The organism is Bacillus sp. B28, assembly GCF_029536185.1.
Classification (GTDB): domain Bacteria; phylum Bacillota; class Bacilli; order Bacillales; family Bacillaceae; genus Bacillus; species Bacillus halotolerans.
This window is the reverse complement of record NZ_CP120511.1, coordinates 2503452-2519740: the sequence shown is the minus strand read 5'-3', so window position 1 is coordinate 2519740 and position 16289 is coordinate 2503452. Positions and strand designations below refer to the sequence as shown.

The 16289-nt window shown below is 40.8% G+C and carries 24 protein-coding genes, 1 tRNA gene and 1 pseudogene; 18 read left to right on the top strand and 8 right to left on the bottom strand.

The features are described from left to right. The first annotated feature begins 17 nt into the window (after positions 1 to 17). Positions 18 to 1076 carry a YqgU-like beta propeller domain-containing protein gene (locus P3L57_RS12445; protein WP_059293599.1) on the top strand — a complete coding sequence of 353 codons (1059 nt, stop codon included), beginning with the start codon at positions 18 to 20 and terminating at the stop codon, positions 1074 to 1076. Positions 1077 to 1079: 3 nt separating this feature from the next. Further along, positions 1080 to 1394, top strand: a complete 315-nt coding sequence (locus P3L57_RS12440) for an MTH1187 family thiamine-binding protein (RefSeq protein ID WP_010334936.1) — start codon at positions 1080 to 1082, stop codon at positions 1392 to 1394. Between the two features lie 32 nt (positions 1395 to 1426). Here P3L57_RS12440 and P3L57_RS12435 read toward each other — a convergent pair whose 3' ends face one another. Continuing rightward, positions 1427 to 1600, bottom strand: coding sequence for a DUF2759 domain-containing protein (locus tag P3L57_RS12435; RefSeq protein WP_010334935.1), 174 nt, complete (start codon positions 1598 to 1600; stop codon positions 1427 to 1429). 156 nt (positions 1601 to 1756) lie between these two features. On the opposite strand from P3L57_RS12435, the gene P3L57_RS12430 reads away from it, so the two are divergent. Continuing rightward, positions 1757 to 2392, top strand: coding sequence for an MBL fold metallo-hydrolase (locus P3L57_RS12430; RefSeq protein WP_059293600.1), 636 nt, complete (start codon positions 1757 to 1759; stop codon positions 2390 to 2392). Positions 2393 to 2431: 39 nt separating this feature from the next. On the opposite strand, the gene P3L57_RS12425 is transcribed toward P3L57_RS12430, so the two are convergent. Then, the gene (locus P3L57_RS12425) at positions 2432 to 2677 is read right to left on the bottom strand and encodes a DUF2626 domain-containing protein (RefSeq protein ID WP_033884711.1); all 246 of its coding nucleotides are present in this window, start codon (positions 2675 to 2677) and stop codon (positions 2432 to 2434) included. Between the two features lie 233 nt (positions 2678 to 2910). Here P3L57_RS12425 and mgsR point away from each other — a divergent pair, with 233 nt between their 5' ends. Continuing rightward, positions 2911 to 3291, top strand: coding sequence for a transcriptional regulator MgsR (gene mgsR / locus P3L57_RS12420; protein ID WP_052330300.1), 381 nt, complete (start codon positions 2911 to 2913; stop codon positions 3289 to 3291). 65 nt (positions 3292 to 3356) lie between these two features. On the opposite strand, the gene P3L57_RS12415 is transcribed toward mgsR, so the two are convergent. Then, a tRNA-Gln gene (locus P3L57_RS12415) sits at positions 3357 to 3427 on the bottom strand. A gap of 96 nt (positions 3428 to 3523) precedes the next feature. Between P3L57_RS12415 and P3L57_RS12410 the strand changes: the two genes are divergently transcribed. Next, on the top strand, positions 3524 to 4363 hold the full coding sequence (locus tag P3L57_RS12410) for an STAS domain-containing protein (protein WP_044154573.1): 840 nt from the start codon (positions 3524 to 3526) through the stop codon (positions 4361 to 4363). A 79-nt stretch (positions 4364 to 4442) separates the two neighbouring features. On the opposite strand, the pseudogene P3L57_RS12405 reads toward P3L57_RS12410, so the two are convergent. After that, positions 4443 to 5772: pseudogene (locus P3L57_RS12405) on the bottom strand (hemolysin family protein). A 143-nt stretch (positions 5773 to 5915) separates the two neighbouring features. Here P3L57_RS12405 and corA point away from each other — a divergent pair. The 10 genes from corA (at position 5916) to P3L57_RS12355 (ending at position 11855) form a co-directional block, all read left to right on the top strand. After that, entirely contained in the window at positions 5916 to 6869 is a 954-nt protein-coding gene (gene corA / locus P3L57_RS12400; RefSeq protein ID WP_044154576.1) for a magnesium transporter CorA, read from the top strand. A gap of 62 nt (positions 6870 to 6931) precedes the next feature. Further along, the gene (locus P3L57_RS12395) at positions 6932 to 7342 is read left to right on the top strand and encodes a CBS domain-containing protein (RefSeq protein WP_059293601.1); all 411 of its coding nucleotides are present in this window, start codon (positions 6932 to 6934) and stop codon (positions 7340 to 7342) included. A gap of 321 nt (positions 7343 to 7663) precedes the next feature. Next, positions 7664 to 8734 (top strand): competence protein ComGA, encoded by a 1071-nt coding sequence (gene comGA, locus P3L57_RS12390; RefSeq protein ID WP_059293602.1) that lies wholly within the window; start codon positions 7664 to 7666, stop codon positions 8732 to 8734. Continuing rightward, positions 8721 to 9758, top strand: a complete 1038-nt coding sequence (gene comGB, locus P3L57_RS12385; protein WP_059293603.1) for a competence type IV pilus assembly protein ComGB — start codon at positions 8721 to 8723, stop codon at positions 9756 to 9758. The genes comGA and comGB overlap by 14 nt, the downstream gene beginning before the upstream one ends. A 13-nt stretch (positions 9759 to 9771) precedes the next feature. Next, positions 9772 to 10068 (top strand): competence type IV pilus major pilin ComGC, encoded by a 297-nt coding sequence (gene comGC, locus P3L57_RS12380; RefSeq protein ID WP_010334925.1) that lies wholly within the window; start codon positions 9772 to 9774, stop codon positions 10066 to 10068. Further along, the gene (gene comGD, locus P3L57_RS12375; protein WP_044154579.1) at positions 10058 to 10489 is read left to right on the top strand and encodes a competence type IV pilus minor pilin ComGD; all 432 of its coding nucleotides are present in this window, start codon (positions 10058 to 10060) and stop codon (positions 10487 to 10489) included. The genes comGC and comGD overlap by 11 nt, the downstream gene beginning before the upstream one ends. Beyond that, complete coding sequence (comGE, locus tag P3L57_RS12370) at positions 10473 to 10820, top strand: competence type IV pilus minor pilin ComGE (protein ID WP_069487185.1); 348 nt, start codon at positions 10473 to 10475, stop codon at positions 10818 to 10820. Before comGD ends, comGE begins: the two co-directional genes overlap by 17 nt. A gap of 25 nt (positions 10821 to 10845) precedes the next feature. After that, positions 10846 to 11229 carry a competence type IV pilus minor pilin ComGF gene (gene comGF / locus P3L57_RS12365; protein WP_175422400.1) on the top strand — a complete coding sequence of 128 codons (384 nt, stop codon included), beginning with the start codon at positions 10846 to 10848 and terminating at the stop codon, positions 11227 to 11229. Next, positions 11230 to 11604 (top strand): competence type IV pilus minor pilin ComGG, encoded by a 375-nt coding sequence (comGG, locus tag P3L57_RS12360; protein ID WP_059335411.1) that lies wholly within the window; start codon positions 11230 to 11232, stop codon positions 11602 to 11604. 71 nt (positions 11605 to 11675) lie between these two features. Continuing rightward, complete coding sequence (locus P3L57_RS12355; protein WP_003236949.1) at positions 11676 to 11855, top strand: YqzE family protein; 180 nt, start codon at positions 11676 to 11678, stop codon at positions 11853 to 11855. A gap of 42 nt (positions 11856 to 11897) precedes the next feature. Here the strand turns inward: P3L57_RS12355 and P3L57_RS12350 are convergent, their stop codons facing one another. Further along, entirely contained in the window at positions 11898 to 12221 is a 324-nt protein-coding gene (locus tag P3L57_RS12350) for a YqzG/YhdC family protein (protein ID WP_024122040.1), read from the bottom strand. A gap of 276 nt (positions 12222 to 12497) precedes the next feature. Between P3L57_RS12350 and tapA the strand changes: the two genes are divergently transcribed. From tapA to tasA, 3 genes are all read left to right on the top strand, one after another. Further along, complete coding sequence (gene tapA, locus P3L57_RS12345) at positions 12498 to 13259, top strand: amyloid fiber anchoring/assembly protein TapA (protein WP_069487187.1); 762 nt, start codon at positions 12498 to 12500, stop codon at positions 13257 to 13259. Beyond that, entirely contained in the window at positions 13231 to 13815 is a 585-nt protein-coding gene (gene sipW / locus P3L57_RS12340) for a signal peptidase I SipW (protein ID WP_059293608.1), read from the top strand. Before tapA ends, sipW begins: the two co-directional genes overlap by 29 nt. Before the next feature lie 64 nt (positions 13816 to 13879). Beyond that, positions 13880 to 14665 (top strand): biofilm matrix protein TasA, encoded by a 786-nt coding sequence (gene tasA, locus P3L57_RS12335; RefSeq protein WP_059293609.1) that lies wholly within the window; start codon positions 13880 to 13882, stop codon positions 14663 to 14665. A gap of 85 nt (positions 14666 to 14750) precedes the next feature. Here tasA and sinR read toward each other — a convergent pair whose 3' ends face one another. The 3 genes from sinR to P3L57_RS12320 all read right to left on the bottom strand — a co-directional run bounded on the left by sinR (position 14751) and on the right by P3L57_RS12320 (position 16271). Next, positions 14751 to 15086, bottom strand: coding sequence for a transcriptional regulator SinR (gene sinR / locus P3L57_RS12330; RefSeq protein WP_003226345.1), 336 nt, complete (start codon positions 15084 to 15086; stop codon positions 14751 to 14753). A gap of 33 nt (positions 15087 to 15119) precedes the next feature. Further along, a complete protein-coding gene (sinI, locus tag P3L57_RS12325; RefSeq protein ID WP_024122036.1) occupies positions 15120 to 15293 on the bottom strand; it encodes an anti-repressor SinI in 174 nt (57 codons plus the stop codon). Between the two features lie 183 nt (positions 15294 to 15476). Next, positions 15477 to 16271, bottom strand: coding sequence for a YqhG family protein (locus tag P3L57_RS12320; protein ID WP_044154602.1), 795 nt, complete (start codon positions 16269 to 16271; stop codon positions 15477 to 15479). Positions 16272 to 16289: the final 18 nt, after the last annotated feature.

Here is a 16289-nt window from a genome sequence, read left to right as displayed (position 1 = left end):
ATCGGAGGGGGAGGCTGATGAGATCAGTTTGTTTGATTCTGCTGTCAGCTTTGCTAGTTTGTTTATCGGCATGCGAACCATCTCATCAGCAGCAAAAACAGGCAGCGACGGCAAAAAGTGAGGAAAAAGAGATTGTTCCGCTGCCAGCAGGAAAAGCGGACGGAGCGGAAGGCTGGCTCAATAACAACACAATTCTCTATACAGTCTCAGATCCGACAAAAACAGAGCTTCTTGCCTATCAAATCTTTAATGGCAAAACGAAAAAGCTCTATCAGACGGATGGTCAAATCGTTGATGTTCAAATCAATCCCAAGAAACAGATGATTCTGCTGCAGATCACGCATAGCCAACAGACAGCAGTAGTTTTGCTGAATCAAAAAGGGGAGACGCTGTACCAGAAAGAATACGAAACGTACGAGCTGGAGGCAGCATGGAATCAGTATGATCCGTATCAAATGATGGTCACGGTATTCACTGAAAACTGGGACTTCAATACATACCACGTGGATGCCAAAAAAGACAAGTCTGCTTTAAGTCGAATACAGGTACCGTTTGTCCATTGGACCTCAAAAGACACATTTGACTATCTAAAAGAGGGAAGAAACGATAAAGAAGGCCCTTTGTATACGTATGATATTGCTTCTGAAAAGGAGAAAAAGCTGGAGGAGGATGTCCTTTACTTTGATTCTTTTCATAATATGAGCTTTACCGTCAAAGCAGATTCCGGAGAGAACGGCTTGTATGAATTTACATCACCGCAATTGAATGGTGAAGCAGTTACAGCAGAATGGCCGCTCCAAACCAAATATACAAGTCTGGCTCCGATGGAATATGATTATGATGAGGCTGGCGGTCTGTTTTACACGTTTAAAGAAAGCGGGGACGCATATAAGCTGTCAGCGATCGATATGAAATCGGGAAAGGCGCAGGATCTTCTTACCTTGCCTGAAATGGAGCCGATCCAAGTATCCCCGAACGGAAAATATGCGTTGTACGGTTTTCATTTTGAGTGCATAATTTCATTAATATCTCATGAAATGAAGCCAATCATCATTGGTAAAAAGGAGATGGAATAATTAATGGCTATCGCAGATGTAACCATTATCCCAATCGGAACAGAAACACCTAGTGTGAGCGCCTACGTGGCGGATGTGCAGAAAATTTTAGAGGGCTACAAGGCAGAAGGGAAAATCAAATATCAGCTGACACCAATGAACACACTGATTGAAGGCGAGCTCAGCGACCTTTTTACTGTGATTCAGGCGATTCACGAAGCGCCGTTCCAAAAAGGGCTTCACAGAGTGGCTACCAACATTCGCATCGATGACAGACGGGACAAAAAAACGACGCTTGAAAGTAAAATAGAAAGCGTGAATAAACATTTACAGCAATAAAAAATAAACCTGTATCCCATTGGATACAGGTTTTAATGTGCAGTAGGATAACCGCTGTTTATCACCGTCATCACTGTAAACCAGCCAAACACACACAAGGTGGCTCCGGCTAATAAAAATCCAAGTATATTTTTGTTTTTCACAGAACGCAAGACTCCCCACAAAGCGAAAAGAGCGACAAGGCCGAAAATCACGACAAGTAACATTACGCAGCCCCCTTTACATTGAAAAACCTGCAATTCTTTCCATTTTTATTCTACCCGTTTTCAGTGTGTTTGTCGATAGCGTTTTCATAGCGATTGTTTGAATCTTTTTTCAAAAACCCTCATAATAGGAGCATAAAAAGGAAAGAGGTGAGAAAAGTGAAATGGAGAAGAATGCCTGTAGGACCGATTCAAGCGAATGCATATTTTTTAATCAGTGATGATCAATGCCTGATTTTTGATCCGGGCGGCGAAGGAGATAAAATCAACCAATACATAAAAGAAAAAGGATTAACGCCTTTAGCCATTTTACTGACACACGCCCATTTTGACCATATTGGGGCGCTGGATGACGTGAGAGACAGATGGGATATTCCTGTCTATCTGCATCAAAATGAAAAGAATTGGCTTACAGATGCCTCATTAAACGGCTCAGGAATGCTGAGAGGAATAGAAGTGACAGCTAAGCCGGCAGATCATTTGATTGAAGGGGACGGTGAGCTGAATATTGGGCCTTTCCATCTGGAGACGCTATTTACACCGGGACATTCCCCGGGAAGCGTTTCATATTACGTAAAGGATGCCGACCTGGTGATTTCCGGTGATGTCCTGTTTCAAGGCGGGATAGGCCGTACAGATTTACATGGAGGCGACCAAGAAACGCTGCTGACGTCTATCCATGAAAAATTGCTTGCGCTGCCGGAGCACACATTGGTGTTAAGCGGACATGGCCCTGAAACTGACGTGCAGACTGAGCAGGATCAAAATCCGTTTTTAAATGGTTTTTCATTATAGAAAAAGAGACAAACCGATGAGGTTTGTCTCTTTTTGCCTTTAATGTCCTCCGCCGCCTGGTGCCATAATAAAAATGGAATAGTATGTGAAGCCGGCAAAGAAGATGGTTAAATAAGCGCCAAAGATATAAATGTACATCCGTTCTGTTAAATTCAAATACGATAGAAACACAAATAAGATCGTCTGTCCAAAAAATAAAAGGGAAGCATCTTTCATATCACCTAAATAAAACATGACTGCAAATATTCCCGTCCAAAATCCTAACACCCGGAACATGCGATTCATTTTTTATCCCCTCCCGAGAGTCCCTCTGATTGTTATTATAATAGATCACGAACAAAAATGTAAACATTTTCATTATTAATATGAAAAATGGTATTTAACCCTTTGATTGCGTTTTCTATTATATGTGCGGTTTTTTAGAAATAACCCGAAAAAAAGTTCAATAAATGGTTTAAAGAAAAATTGTTACGGGTAGTTATTCTACAAAGAGATGGTTAACTGGAGGAGGAAAAAACATAATGGAACAATTAACTTTTTACTCATACCCAAGCTGCACGTCATGCCGAAAAACAAAACATTGGCTCAAAGCGCACCAGATTGAATTTAACGAACGGCACTTATTCAGAGAAACTCCAACGATGGATGAATTAAAGTATATTTTATCTTTAACGACAGAAGGAATTGACGAAATTTTAGCAACAAGAAGCCAAACCTTCAAAAATTTAAATTTAAACATTGAAGATATGACTGTAAACGAAGTGCTGGAACTTTTAATTGAGAAACCGAAGCTTTTGCGCCGTCCGATTCTCGTGGACAACAGGAAACTTGTTATCGGATACAATCCGGGAGAACTGTTAAAGTTATCGAAGAAGAAAACGATTCATCAATCTGCATGATGAAAAACCGAAGATCCGCTGATTTGCTTGAATCAGCTTATCTTCGGTTTTTCACGGTTCAGAAACTGGGCTAGCTGGATTCGAACCAACGATCACGGAGTCAAAGTCCATTGCCTTACCGCTTGGCTATAGCCCATCGAATATAAAAATAGTATGTGTAACGTGAGACAAGTTATACATATCAATTATACACTTTTTGAAAGATAAACATCACAGGAGGTAACCGATTGAAATGAAAGCTCTAGATCAGTATTTAACAGAGCACAAAGAAGACATTACACTCCAATGGCTGGAAACATGCACGTTAAAAGGAAGTTTGCTGTATTCTGCAAAAGATCAGCAAAAATTAGAACGAAAATTAAAAGAGCAGCATGAATCATTGGTAGCTATTGTAGCAAAATCCATTAGAAAAGAAGAGGTGAAGGATCAGCTTAACCAATGGTCACTTCAATGTGCCAGAGATCGTGCTGTTCATGAAGTGACTGTGACGGAAAGTGTCAGTCAGTTTAACGCTTTCAGGCACATCATGTGGCAATGGATTCAAGACTTCAGCGAAGCCGCTTCTTCCCAAGAAATCGGCATCCAGGAGATATTTGAGTGGAGCAAGATTTTGAATCAAACGATTGATGAGATTATCGAGGTATTTACAGAAGAATATCATCAGGTCACGGTGATCCAATTAAATGCGCAAAAAGAAATGATCAATGAATTGAGCGCACCGATTATGCCGATTTCTAAAGAGATTGGGATTCTTCCCCTTGTTGGTGAAATTGACACGTACAGAGCGAGAACCATTTTGGAATCCGTTTTGGCCCAATGCTCGGCGTTAAAGCTTTCATATTTATTTTTAGATATATCCGGTGTTCCTATCGTCGATACGATGGTTGCCTATCAAATCTTTAAAGTGATTGACAGCACCAAACTGCTGGGCATTGAGACGATTATTTCAGGAATCAGGCCTGAAATCGCCCAGACTGTTGTGAAGCTCGGATTAGATTTTTCGAATGTGAAAACAGAGCAAAGTCTTGCTAAAGCTTTAGCCAACAAAGGATTTAAGATAGAAGAATCTTAAGATGTCCCTTAAGGGATGTATTTTTTTGAAACACGTTCAACAATGAAGAGAAGCAACAGCTGAACAGCCTGTGCTAGGGCTATTCAGCTTTTTTTACTTCGATAAACAAAATATGGTGACTGTCGATGTCTTTTACCTTGAATGAGTAGCCGTCATATTCAATGACACTTTCAGGCTCGGCGTCTATGTTTTGTGTGAGAAACCAGCCTCCGAGCGTATCGACTTCAGCATCTGATAAATCAGTTCCAAGCAGGTTATTCACGTCACTGATTAATAACTTCGCATTTAATAAATAATGATCTTTTCCCAGCTCTCGAACATGAGGCACTTCATCTGCATCGAATTCATCGCGTATTTCTCCTACAATTTCTTCAATAATATCCTCGACGGTGATCAATCCTGAAGTTCCGCCATACTCATCAATGAGAATCGCCATATGAGTGCGTTCTTTTTGCATTTTGATGAGTAATTTGTAAATCGGAATGGTCTCAATGACATGAATGACGGGCTGTATGAAGGGTTCAATTTTGTGCTTCTGAAAAGAAAAATCTTTCGTCAGCAATGAAAACAGCACTTCTTTCATATTGATCACGCCGATGACGTTATCTTTATCTTCTTTTACAACCGGGTAACGGGTATATTTGGTCTGCTTAACCGTTTCCCGCATGCTTGGAATCGAGTCATCCTCAATAGATAAACTGACCATTTCGTTTCGCGGGACCATGATCTCCTTTGCCATTCGTTTATCAAAAGTAAATATATTATTCATATATTTTAATTCGCTTTTTCTGATTTCTCCGCTTTTATAGCTTTCGGTCAGCAGTACTCTAAGCTCTTCCTCCGTATAAGCCAGTTCATGCTCTGATGCCGGCTTCAGCCCAAAAAGTCCTGTGATCATTCTGGCAGACTGGTTAAGGAGCCAAATGAACGGAAACATGATTTTATAAAACCAGATTAATGGTTTCGCGAGCATCAGCGTAATGCTTTCTGCTTTTTGAATCGCGAAGCTCTTCGGTGCCAGCTCCCCGATGACGACATTTAAATACGTTACCACTAAAAAGGCGATAATAAGGGAAAGAAGATGAGTAAGCGACTCGTTTAAACCTGCCTTATGAAAGAGCGGGCGAAGCAGAGTCTGTACAGTCGGTTCACCCAGCCAGCCGAGTCCTAAAGCTGCGACCGTGATGCCCAGCTGGCAGGCTGATAAATATTCGTCAAGATGTGTGACCACATGTTTTGCCGCTTTAGCGCCTTTTTTGCCTTTTGCGACAAGCTGATCAATTCTGGATCGCCTTACTTTTACGATCGAAAATTCTACGGCGACAAAAAATCCCGTTAACAAAATTAAAAACGCGACTGCTAATAAATTGATAAATTCCAAAATAAACTGCCTTCTCCAAGGAAGGCATGCACCTCCCTTTCCGATGTCTTTCTACATTCCATACCACCGGCAAAAGCTCACAAAACATGTGATGAAGTGCCTAAATGGTTTAGGAATGCTTCTCCTTGGGCAATTAAAGAACAAAAGAATAAAAGTCTGGAGGATCGTAACATGAAGGTACATACAGGTGAAGATTGGTTTTGGTACCAAATGGGGCCTCAGGAAAGAGATAAGGCAAGAGATCTGATCCATTTTTCTCATTGGCCGCAATGTGAAAAGTGGTTTGAAAATAATCATCATATTAACTTTTTGCGCGTGGATACAACAGAAGCTGAGAATGAAGCGGTATTCGGCTCGATCGTATATGATCAGGGGCTTGGCGAGGAAAAAGACCATACCGTTTTTCACTTCTATATTACTAGGCAATATTTTTTCACAATTAACTTTGATTTTTCGATTTTGGAGGGGATTAAGGGAAAACAAGTTGTCCAGCAAATGGAAAGAGCGAACAATGCAATAGAGGGGTTTTTGATTCTTCTCGGCGAACTAATGAATGCGTATTTAATCGGTATAGATGAATTTGAAGTAAAGCTGAGAAAGCTCAGATGGCAAATCAAAGACGACAATAGCAAAAGCATTTTAAATCGCGTCCATCTCCTGCGCCATGAGCTGATGATTTGGAAAAACTTAATCCTAAGCGCTAAAAAAATTGAAATGGCGTTGAAAGAAACCTTTTTGCCTCAAAATGAAGGAAAAAAGGATTATCAGCGGACACACCTGAAAATTGACAGGGGGTTTACATACATCAGCGAATTTGAAGGGGAGCTTAACAATCTGCTTCATTCAGAGGAAGTCATTACCTCGCACAGGGGAAATGAAATTGTAAAAGCGCTGACCATTTTTACGACGCTTTTTACGCCGATTACAGCGCTGGGGGCCCTCTGGGGGATGAACTTTTCTGTGATGCCTGAGCTGAATTGGAAATACGGTTATGTCTTTTCTCTCTTATTGATTATCACTTCTACAGTCTTGATCTACCTATATTTGAAGAAGAAAGGCTGGACGGGAGATATGCTGCAGGAACGGAAGGATAAAAAGAAATCTCGAAAACGGCGGACCCTGTAGAATGTTTCATTTTTTGTGCAGCGGATAAAGAATAAATAGAACACGGTAAAGGAGGAATTGAAATGATAGTAAGAGATATCATGACTGCGAATGTAGAATGCTGCGAGCCAACCGCATCAGTCACTGAACTAGCCAAAAAGATGAAAGACTCCAATGTCGGTTCGATTCCAATTTGTGAAAGCGGCAGACTTCAAGGCATCGTTTCTGATCGGGACATTGTCACCAGAAGCTTAGCTGAAGATCAAATGGAGGCGAAAGCAAGTGATATCATGAGCACAGAAATCGTTTTCGGTCATCCTGATATGTTTGCTGATGAAGCGAGTCAGCTCATGGCAGAGCATCAAATCCGCCGTTTACCGATTCTTGAAAATGAACGTTTAACGGGTATTGTTGCGTTAGGCGACCTTTCCGTTAAGAAAGATACAGACCAGAAAGCCGGAAAAGCATTAAGTGAAATTTCTAAATCAGCATAACAAACAGTTCGGAAGAGGTAATTGCCTCTTCCTTTTTATTTTGTATACAATAAACTGATTCGCCAATTTTAGAAAGCATCATACTCCGATTTATAAATCCCTCTTTGGATGCCAGAGCCGGACTGCGTACATTTGTCCATCAATCTCTTTTCAAATCCTTATTAAAATTGAAAATGATGTGATACATATATCTGAATTTCTATTTTTGATAGGGGCGAAATGTTTTTTTAAGTTGTAAATACATCAGAAAATCACATTTTCTTTGTTTGATTACCATGTCTTCTTTTTCTACAATACGCTTTGAAAGGAGAGGGAATCAAAGTGGATTCGATAGAAAAAACAAGCAAAACTTTAATTGAAGAGGCATATAGGACGAAGGCCTCTGACATTCACATTGTGCCGAGGGAACGGGACGCAATCATTCATTTTCGGGTTGACCATGCATTGCTGAAAAAGCGAAACATGAAAAAAGAAGAGTGTGTAAGGCTCATTTCTCATTTTAAGTTTCTCTCAGCTATGGACATAGGGGAAAGAAGAAAGCCGCAAAATGGATCTCTTACTCTAAAATTAAAAGAGGGTGACGTTCACTTAAGGATGTCAACACTCCCGACAATTAACGAAGAAAGCCTCGTCATCAGAGTGATGCCTCAGTATAATATCCCTTCGATTGACAAACTGTCTTTATTCCCAAAGACAGGAGCCACCTTGCTTTCATTTTTAAAACATTCCCACGGCATGCTGATTTTTACCGGGCCAACAGGCTCTGGGAAAACAACAACATTATATTCTCTGATCCAATATGCAAAAAAACATTTTAATCGAAACATTGTCACACTTGAAGATCCAGTGGAAACGAGGGATGAAGATGTTCTTCAAGTGCAGGTGAATGAAAAAGCCGGTGTCACATATTCCACAGGGCTGAAGGCTATTTTGCGCCATGACCCCGATATGATCGTTTTAGGTGAGATAAGAGACGCTGAAACAGCCCAGATCGCGGTGCGGGCAGCGATGACTGGTCATTTAGTGCTGACGAGCCTTCATACGAGAGATGCGAAGGGCGCGATTTACAGGCTGCTTGAATTTGGCATTAATATGAATGAAATCGAGCAAACGGTTATTGCGATAGCGGCTCAGCGTTTAGTTGATTTGGCTTGCCCGTTTTGTGAAGACGGATGTTCATCAGTGTATTGCCGCCTGTCACGAAATGTCAGGAGAGCAAGCGTATACGAGCTGCTTTACGGGAAAAACCTTCAGCAGTGTATCCAGGAAGCGAAAGGGGACAATGCAAATTACCAATATCAAACGCTGCGTCAAATTATAAGAAAAGGGATTGCGCTCGGCTATTTAACGACAAACAACTATGACCGGTGGGTTTATCATGAAACAGATTAGAAAAGTTTGGCCGTTAAAGGATCAAGCCTATTTACTGAAAAGGCTGGGTGAAATGACAGCGGGCGGATACAGTCTTTTAGACGGATTGCGCCTGATGCAGCTGCAAATGAATAAAAGGCAGCTGGCGGACTTGGCTAACGCCATAAGCCGGTTGAGAGAAGGGGAATCGTTTTACCATGTATTAAAGAGCTTGTCATTTCATAAGGAAGCCGTCGGTATTTGTTATTTTGCTGAAACACATGGGGAATTGCCGGCTTCCATGATGCAGAGCGGAGAGCTGCTGGAACGAAAAGCAGGCCAGACAGAACAGATAAAAAGGGTGTTGCGATATCCTCTTTTCCTCATCTTTACTGTTGTTGTCATGCTTTATATGCTGCAATACATCATCATCCCTCAGTTTTCTGGTATTTATCAATCGATGAATGTAGAAACCTCACGCACAACAGACATCATTTTTGCGTTTTTTCAGCACCTTGATGCTGTGTTCATATTAATGGCCATTTTGGCTGCAGGAACAGGTCTTTATTATTGGTTTGTGTTCAAGAAAAAATCCCCTGACCATCAAATGCTCATTTGCGTAAGTATTCCTTTGTTTGGAAAGCTGGTCAGGCTGTTTAACAGCTACTTTTTTTCTTTACAGCTGAGCAGTCTGCTAGCATCAGGTCTTTCTATTTATGACAGTTTGAAAGCATTTAGGCATCAAACGTTTCTCCCTTTTTACCGCCATGAAGCTGAACAAATGATTGAACGGTTAAAAGCCGGTGAAACCATTGAAGCTGCTTTATGCAAACGGCCTTTTTACGAAAATGATTTTTCAAAAGTGATATCTCATGGCCAGCTAAGCGGCCGCTTGGATCGGGAACTCCTCACATACAGCCAGTTTATATTGCAGCGGCTTGAGGACAAGTCACAAAAATGGACAGGCATTCTTCAGCCCATTATTTACGGATTTGTCGCAGGGATGATTTTAATTGTTTATCTATCGATGCTCCTGCCTATGTATCAGATGATGAATCAAATGTGAAAGGAAGAGGCTGATGAACGAGAAAGGGTTTACACTTGTGGAAATGCTGATCGTACTCTTTATTATTTCTATTTTGCTATTGATCACCATACCGAATGTAACAAAACATAATCAAACCATTCAGAAAAAAGGCTGTGAAGGCCTGCAAAACATGATAAAGGCGCAGGTAACAGCATATGAACTCGATCATGACGGGAAGACACCAAGCCTCGGCGATTTACAGGCAGAAGGTTATGTGAAAAAAGATGCGGTCTGTCCAAATGGAAAGCAAATTATCATTACCGGCGGGGAGGTTAAGGTTGAACATTAAATTAAAAGGGGAAGCTGGATTCACCCTTTTAGAAAGCCTGCTTGTTTTGAGCCTTGCCTCTATTATGCTGATTGCGGTGTTTACCACGCTTCCTCCTGTTTATGAAAATACAGCATTACGGCAGACAGTATCCCAGCTGAAAAACGATATTTTACTTGCACAGCAGACCGCAATTTCCAATCATCAAAGAACAAAGATTCTTTTTCAAGAGAAAAAATATCAATTAATCATAGGTGACACTGTTATAGACCGTACATATCATCATGGTCTTTTTGCAGAGTCACTGACATTAAAAGACCGCTTGGAATTTAACGAGAAAGGGCACCCGAATATAGGCGGGAAAATCCGTATAAAAGGGCGTGCCGCCTATGACATAACAGTTTATTTAGGGAGCGGAAGAGTGAATGTGGAGAGAAAATAAAGGCTTTTCTACAATTGAAACAATGGCTGCCCTCAGCATATGGCTGTTTATGCTTCTGACGATCGTGCCGTTGTGGAACAAGCTGATAGCTGATGAACATATAGCGGAGTCGAGAGAAATTGGTTATCAGCTTGTTAATGAAAGCATAGGCAAATATATGCTGATAGGAGCAGGAAATTCGTCACAGGCTGTTTCGATGAACAATAGCAAATACTCGATGACATGGGAGGAGGAGGGAGAGTATCAAAACGTATGCATCTCATCAGACACCTATAAAGACAAGCCATTTTGCCTCAGCATTTTGCGGACAGACTGGCTATACGCTTCTTAATGTATTATTTTCGCTCTCTGCTTATTTGCTCATATCAGGATCGTTAGCGATGTACTTTCATCTATTTTTGTTACGTCAACAGGAGAATGAGGGCTTCATGCAGCGGGAATGGATCATTTCGGTAGAGCAGATCATGAATGAGTGCAAGCAATCGCAGACAGTGCAGACAGATGAGCATGGGAGCGTCTTAATCTGCAGAAATCTGTCAGGGCAAGAGGTCCGTTTTGAAATCTACCATTCAATGATCAGGAAAAGAGTAGACGGAAAAGGGCATGTTCCGATTCTTGACCATATTAAAACAATGAAAGCCGAGGTTAAAAACGGGATGCTTTGGCTGAAAGTCAAGAATGAGAATGATAAAGAGTATCAAACAGCTTTTCCGGTATATACGTCGTTAGGAGGTGGGTGAATGTACTACTCAAAAGGGTTTATCTATCCGGCCGTTCTTTTTACATTTGCCCTTGTGATGCTGATTGTGAATTTCACCGCCCCTCAATTTGTTTCACGCCATATGTTTGAGAAGGAAACAAAAGAGTATTACACAGGAGAAAATCTGCTGCAAAATGGCGCGCTTCTATCCATCAGGCATATACTTGAGCACAGACCAGGCCGAAAGGGTTCACAGCAGTTTCAATATGGACATGTATCTTATGACATTCGCAAAACAACCATAAAAGAACAGCAAGAAATCACCCTTAAAGCCATCACAGAGTCGGGAACAGAAAAAAACGCTCAGCTGCTGTTCGATCAAAATCAGAAAAAACTGCTGAGCTGGACAGAATAAACCAGCGGTATGTGTATAAAAAAAGTCGTGTGAGCCAACACTTCATAATAACTGAATGATGAGGTGATCACGTGAAAACGAATGATTATGTCAAATATATGACTCAGCAATTTGTGAAATATATAGACACTCCAAAAGATGAGCGAAAAGAACGAAAAGAGGTTCGAAAAGAAACAAAAACGCCTGCTTCTCAGCATTGGTTCGGTATTTTACCTTATGGTTTTAGGCTATGGCTGAAAAGAAAAAAATAAATTGTGCCAATATAACGAGCAAGGTCCTTCACATGGAGGACCTTATTGATATTCTTCTAAAATTGCAATTTTATTCACCTTTTGACTATGAGGATCGAAAGAAATTGTGACAAACACGCCGAATTCCTTTGAGCCTTCTCTCAGGGTTAAATGATATTGTTTCACAGCTTCGTCTTTTCTTTTGCGGTCCCAAACTTTTTGTTTAACCAGTACCTGTGCGAGCGGGTACCTTTTTTTTGCTTCTTTTACAGCAAGCTCTTCCCATTTTGACATGTGTCGGGCGGTTACAAGCGGCCCTTCTTCTGCTTGAGCGGCACTGGTGCCGAAACCGAGAAGAGACAGACAAATCACACATTGTTTGATCATAAGCCGTCACCCTTTCTTTGTTGTTTATTATTGCCAAATGTTAACCGGATATGCGTTTAATTTCTCACATAACAATCCCAAAAAATTCTAAAAACTTAAAAAGGTGAGCAATATTGAGTAAGGCTATGCAATATGATGAAAACATTCTTTTAAACGAACAAAATGGCGGATTTTGGTGTTTTTAAATCCTTCAATCGTTGATTATACTCAGTTTGTGCGGTTCTTAAAAGAGAACGACTGTCACATCAAGTTACAGTGTTTTACAGGGGGTAAGGTATGTTTCGATTGTTCCGCAATCAGCATAAGGCTAAGACAAAATTAAGAGTGCTGCTTGTTTTTCAGCTTTCAGCCATATTCAGTCTGACAGCCGCTATATGCTTACAATTTACCGGAGATACAAGCGCTGCTTTTTATGATATTGAAAACTTTGATGTTTCGCTTCAAACGTGTGAGAACTTTCAGCATACAGATAAAAACTGTCATTATGATAAACGGTGGGACCAAAGTGATTTACACGTGGTGAATCAAACAGATACAAAAGGTACTGTCTGTTCCCCTGTTCGTCTATTTGCCGAGCTGGAAAACAGAGGCCAGAAACTTAAGAAATCGAAATGGAAGTGGGAGCTTCATAAACTGGCAAACACCCGCAAACCGCTAAAAGACGGGAGCGTAATAGATAAAGGATACGTTTCCACCCAAATAGGCGAATCACTTTACAAAATTGAAACAAATAAAAAAGTGAAACCCGGCATTTATGCGTTTAAAGTATATAAACCGGCCGGCTATCCGGCGGACGGCAGCAAGTCTGAGTGGTCGGAACCAATGACAATTGTGAAGTGTGACGAAAAACCGACAGCACCGAAAAAGGAAAGTCAGCCGGCTGTGAAAAATCAGCACAATCAAGCAGACAGTGACAGAAAAGACAAGACAGATAAAGAAAAAACAGCCGACAAAGCCGTAAATGAAGACAAAGAAAATCAACCAGTTCAGAAGGAAAGCGGGGAAGAGGATGAAAAAAGCATTAAAGCTGATCAGTAATATCCTTTACGTAATCATCTTTACTCTGATTATTGTGTTAACGCTAGTTGTCATATCAACACGTTCATCCGGGGGAGAGCCGGCAGTGTTCGGATACACGCTGAAATCAGTACTGTCTGGCTCAATGGACCCTGAATTTAAAACGGGCTCATTAATTCTCGTTAAAGAAATCACAGATGTGAAAGAGCTCCAAAAGGGCGACGTGATCACATTTATGCAGGATGCAGACACAGCGGTGACCCATAGAATTATTGATATGAAAAAGCAAGGCGATCATTTGTTATTCCAAACAAAAGGGGATAATAACGCCGCAGCTGATTCTGCGCCTGTGTCGGATGAAAATGTCCGCGCGCAATATACAGGTTTTCAGCTTCCTTATGCCGGCTACATGCTTCATTTTGCCAGTCAGCCGATCGGCACTGCTATTTTACTGATTGTTCCTGGCGTTATGCTGCTGATCTACTCTTTTGTGACAATCAGCAGTGCGATCAGAGAGATTGAAAGAAAGACGAAAGCCTTGGAAACAGAGACAAAGGACAATACGATGTCCACTTAACATCAGTTGTAAACCTGGCAACAGGTTTCGATAATATAATCATTCAATAAAAGGGGAGTTTACCATGGGTATGAAAAAGAAATTGAGTTTAGGAGTTGCATCAGCAGCACTAGGGTTAGCTTTAGTAGGAGGAGGAACATGGGCAGCATTTAACGACATTAAATCAACGGATGCTACTTTTGCATCAGGTACGCTTGATTTAGCAGCGAAAGAAAATTCAGCCAGTGTCAACTTATCAAATCTAAAGCCGGGAGATAAATTGACGAAAGATTTCCAATTCGAAAATAACGGCTCACTTGCGATCAAAGAGGTATTAATGGCGCTGAATTATGGAGAATTTAAAGCAAACGGCGGAAGTAATACATCCCCAGAAGATTTTCTCAGCCAGTTTGAGGTTACATTATTGACAGTCGGCAAAGAGGGAGGCAATGGCTATCCGAAAAACATCATTTTAGATGATGCCAACCTTAAAGACTTATATTTAATGTCCTCTAAGAATGATGCTGCGGCGACTGAAAAAATTAAAAAACAAATTGATCCTAAATTCTTAAACGCAAGCGGAAAAGTCAATATAGCGACAATTGACGGTAAAACCGCTCCTGAATATGACGGTGTTCCTAAAACACCGACTGATTTTGACCAGGTTAAAATGGAAATTCAATTTAAAGACGATAAAACAAAAGATGAAAAGGGACAAATGGTTCAAAATAAATATCAAGGCAACTCATTACAGCTTCAATTCTCATTTGAAGCAACACAGTGGAGTGGCTTGACAATCAAAAAGGAACATACTGATAAAGACGGTTACATTAAAGAAAATGAAAAAGCGCATAGCGAGGATAAACATTAATAGAAAAAGAGGTGGCCCAGTACATGCGTACTGAGCCATTCTTATGTTCATTGACAAAAGAGGAGTAAGTGCCTCTGCTCAGGCACTACTCCTCTTTTTGGGACTTTCTCCATTTTTGATAATCTAAAAATTCACGAAATTGTTTTTTCGATACCCCAGATGTCATCGCATCGCGAACCAATTTCTCCCATTCACTATCTAATTGACCATCGTATTCGGTTTCATGTTTTTCATCAAGCAAAGTATGAACCGAGACGTCCAGAACAGCGGAGACTTTTTCGAGAAATTGAATGGAGGGGTTCGTTTGTAGATTTCGTTCTATTGAGCTTAAATAAGACTTCGCTACCCCAGCTTTTTCTGCTAGTTCTGATAGTGAGTAGCCTTTTTCTTTACGGTATTGTTTAATACGCTGGCCAATCAATGTCATCACCTTCCTTGTGATATTATAGCACATTCAGAAAGGATTTATGGTATGACTTCTGGCTGCCGGACCAGGATGAGCAGACTTTTTGTTTAAAAGTAAATATTTGCGTATTTCCTCAGGGCTGATATTTGCTTCTCTGGCTTCCATCATTAATTCAACCCATTCTTGATCTAATTCGAAGTGCTCTTGTTTTGCATTTTTCATGCAGTTTCTCCTCCTAAAATACTTGTTTATGTATTTCAGCCAGTCCGGCCATGACCATTGTACGCCTTCTGTGGTCTCTGGAAGTCATTTGCCAATTGAATAGCCAGAATTTTTTTCCAATATACCTTTATTATAATAGCATTTTTCCAAAAAAAACGAGAACGATGTCGAATCTGAAAAAAGTTAGCTCGAAATATTATTTTGCAGAAAAAATAATCCGCCATTTTCGATCTGAACTGATATCTTTGGTTGATACAAGGCTTTTAACGCTTGTTTTTCAAGTTGGTACTCTTCTGGTTTTTCTTCTGTATGCTCATAAAACTGATCAAGCAATTTCATATCGTTTTGCCACCTGTTTACCGCCTGCTCTGCCCAGTCTGACGGTTCTTGTCTAGCGGCTTGGGTAATATAGCTCTCCATCCGCTTAAGACCGCTTTCAGGTTTGATCATAGGCGATATGGTGAAACAATAGTCACATATTTGTGATGTCAATGAAAGCTGTACGAGCTTACTTTGAAAATCTTCAATCATGGCTCCAGAGACAAGGTGAAGACCTAGTGATAATAGCTTATCCTTTTTCATGTCGGACTGGTATGAAATCATGACATTTATACCAAGCCAAGGCTGAAGCGGAATTTTCGCTCCGGCTGATTCAATTTTCTCATACATTCTGGTAAATCTCCCATTTTGTTTAACTGCTTTAAATATTTGAAACAGGCGCGGCGCCCCGAAATAAATAAATTCGCCATCTAGGTCTTTTGGAGCTGATTCCTTATCTGTAATGAACGTTATTTTCATCGGATTCGGGTCGCCGCCGGTCTTCTCGCGCCAGTGCCAGTAAAAAGGCCGATTCATGATCTGTTTGTCCATTTCAACTGTAAGCTGAACCGTCATGTAACCGGGGCCTTGGTCGATGATCGGACAGCTGTTTGCCTGGAAAAAACGAAGCAGAAATTGGTGAACCTCTTGCTGTCTCACTTGTAAAACCTCCTTGCG

Bases quoted from the DNA above. Each gene is read 5' to 3' on its own strand.
- comGB (WP_059293603.1), top strand. From the start codon at position 8,721: ATGAAACAGATTAGAAAAGTTTGGCCGTTAAAGGATCAAGCCTATTTA.
- P3L57_RS12445 (WP_059293599.1), top strand. From the start codon at position 18: ATGAGATCAGTTTGTTTGATTCTGCTGTCAGCTTTGCTAGTTTGTTTA.
- corA (WP_044154576.1), top strand. From the start codon at position 5,916: ATGAAGGTACATACAGGTGAAGATTGGTTTTGGTACCAAATGGGGCCT.
- sipW (WP_059293608.1), top strand. From the start codon at position 13,231: ATGAAAAAAGCATTAAAGCTGATCAGTAATATCCTTTACGTAATCATC.
- tapA (WP_069487187.1), top strand. From the start codon at position 12,498: ATGTTTCGATTGTTCCGCAATCAGCATAAGGCTAAGACAAAATTAAGA.
- tasA (WP_059293609.1), top strand. From the start codon at position 13,880: ATGGGTATGAAAAAGAAATTGAGTTTAGGAGTTGCATCAGCAGCACTA.
- P3L57_RS12410 (WP_044154573.1), top strand. From the start codon at position 3,524: ATGAAAGCTCTAGATCAGTATTTAACAGAGCACAAAGAAGACATTACA.
- comGE (WP_069487185.1), top strand. From the start codon at position 10,473: ATGTGGAGAGAAAATAAAGGCTTTTCTACAATTGAAACAATGGCTGCC.
- P3L57_RS12440 (WP_010334936.1), top strand. From the start codon at position 1,080: ATGGCTATCGCAGATGTAACCATTATCCCAATCGGAACAGAAACACCT.
- comGC (WP_010334925.1), top strand. From the start codon at position 9,772: ATGAACGAGAAAGGGTTTACACTTGTGGAAATGCTGATCGTACTCTTT.
- P3L57_RS12425 (WP_033884711.1), bottom strand. From the start codon at position 2,677: ATGAATCGCATGTTCCGGGTGTTAGGATTTTGGACGGGAATATTTGCA.
- P3L57_RS12435 (WP_010334935.1), bottom strand. From the start codon at position 1,600: ATGTTACTTGTCGTGATTTTCGGCCTTGTCGCTCTTTTCGCTTTGTGG.
- comGG (WP_059335411.1), top strand. From the start codon at position 11,230: ATGTACTACTCAAAAGGGTTTATCTATCCGGCCGTTCTTTTTACATTT.
- P3L57_RS12350 (WP_024122040.1), bottom strand. From the start codon at position 12,221: ATGATCAAACAATGTGTGATTTGTCTGTCTCTTCTCGGTTTCGGCACC.
- P3L57_RS12395 (WP_059293601.1), top strand. From the start codon at position 6,932: ATGATAGTAAGAGATATCATGACTGCGAATGTAGAATGCTGCGAGCCA.
- sinI (WP_024122036.1), bottom strand. From the start codon at position 15,293: ATGAAAAATGCAAAACAAGAGCACTTCGAATTAGATCAAGAATGGGTT.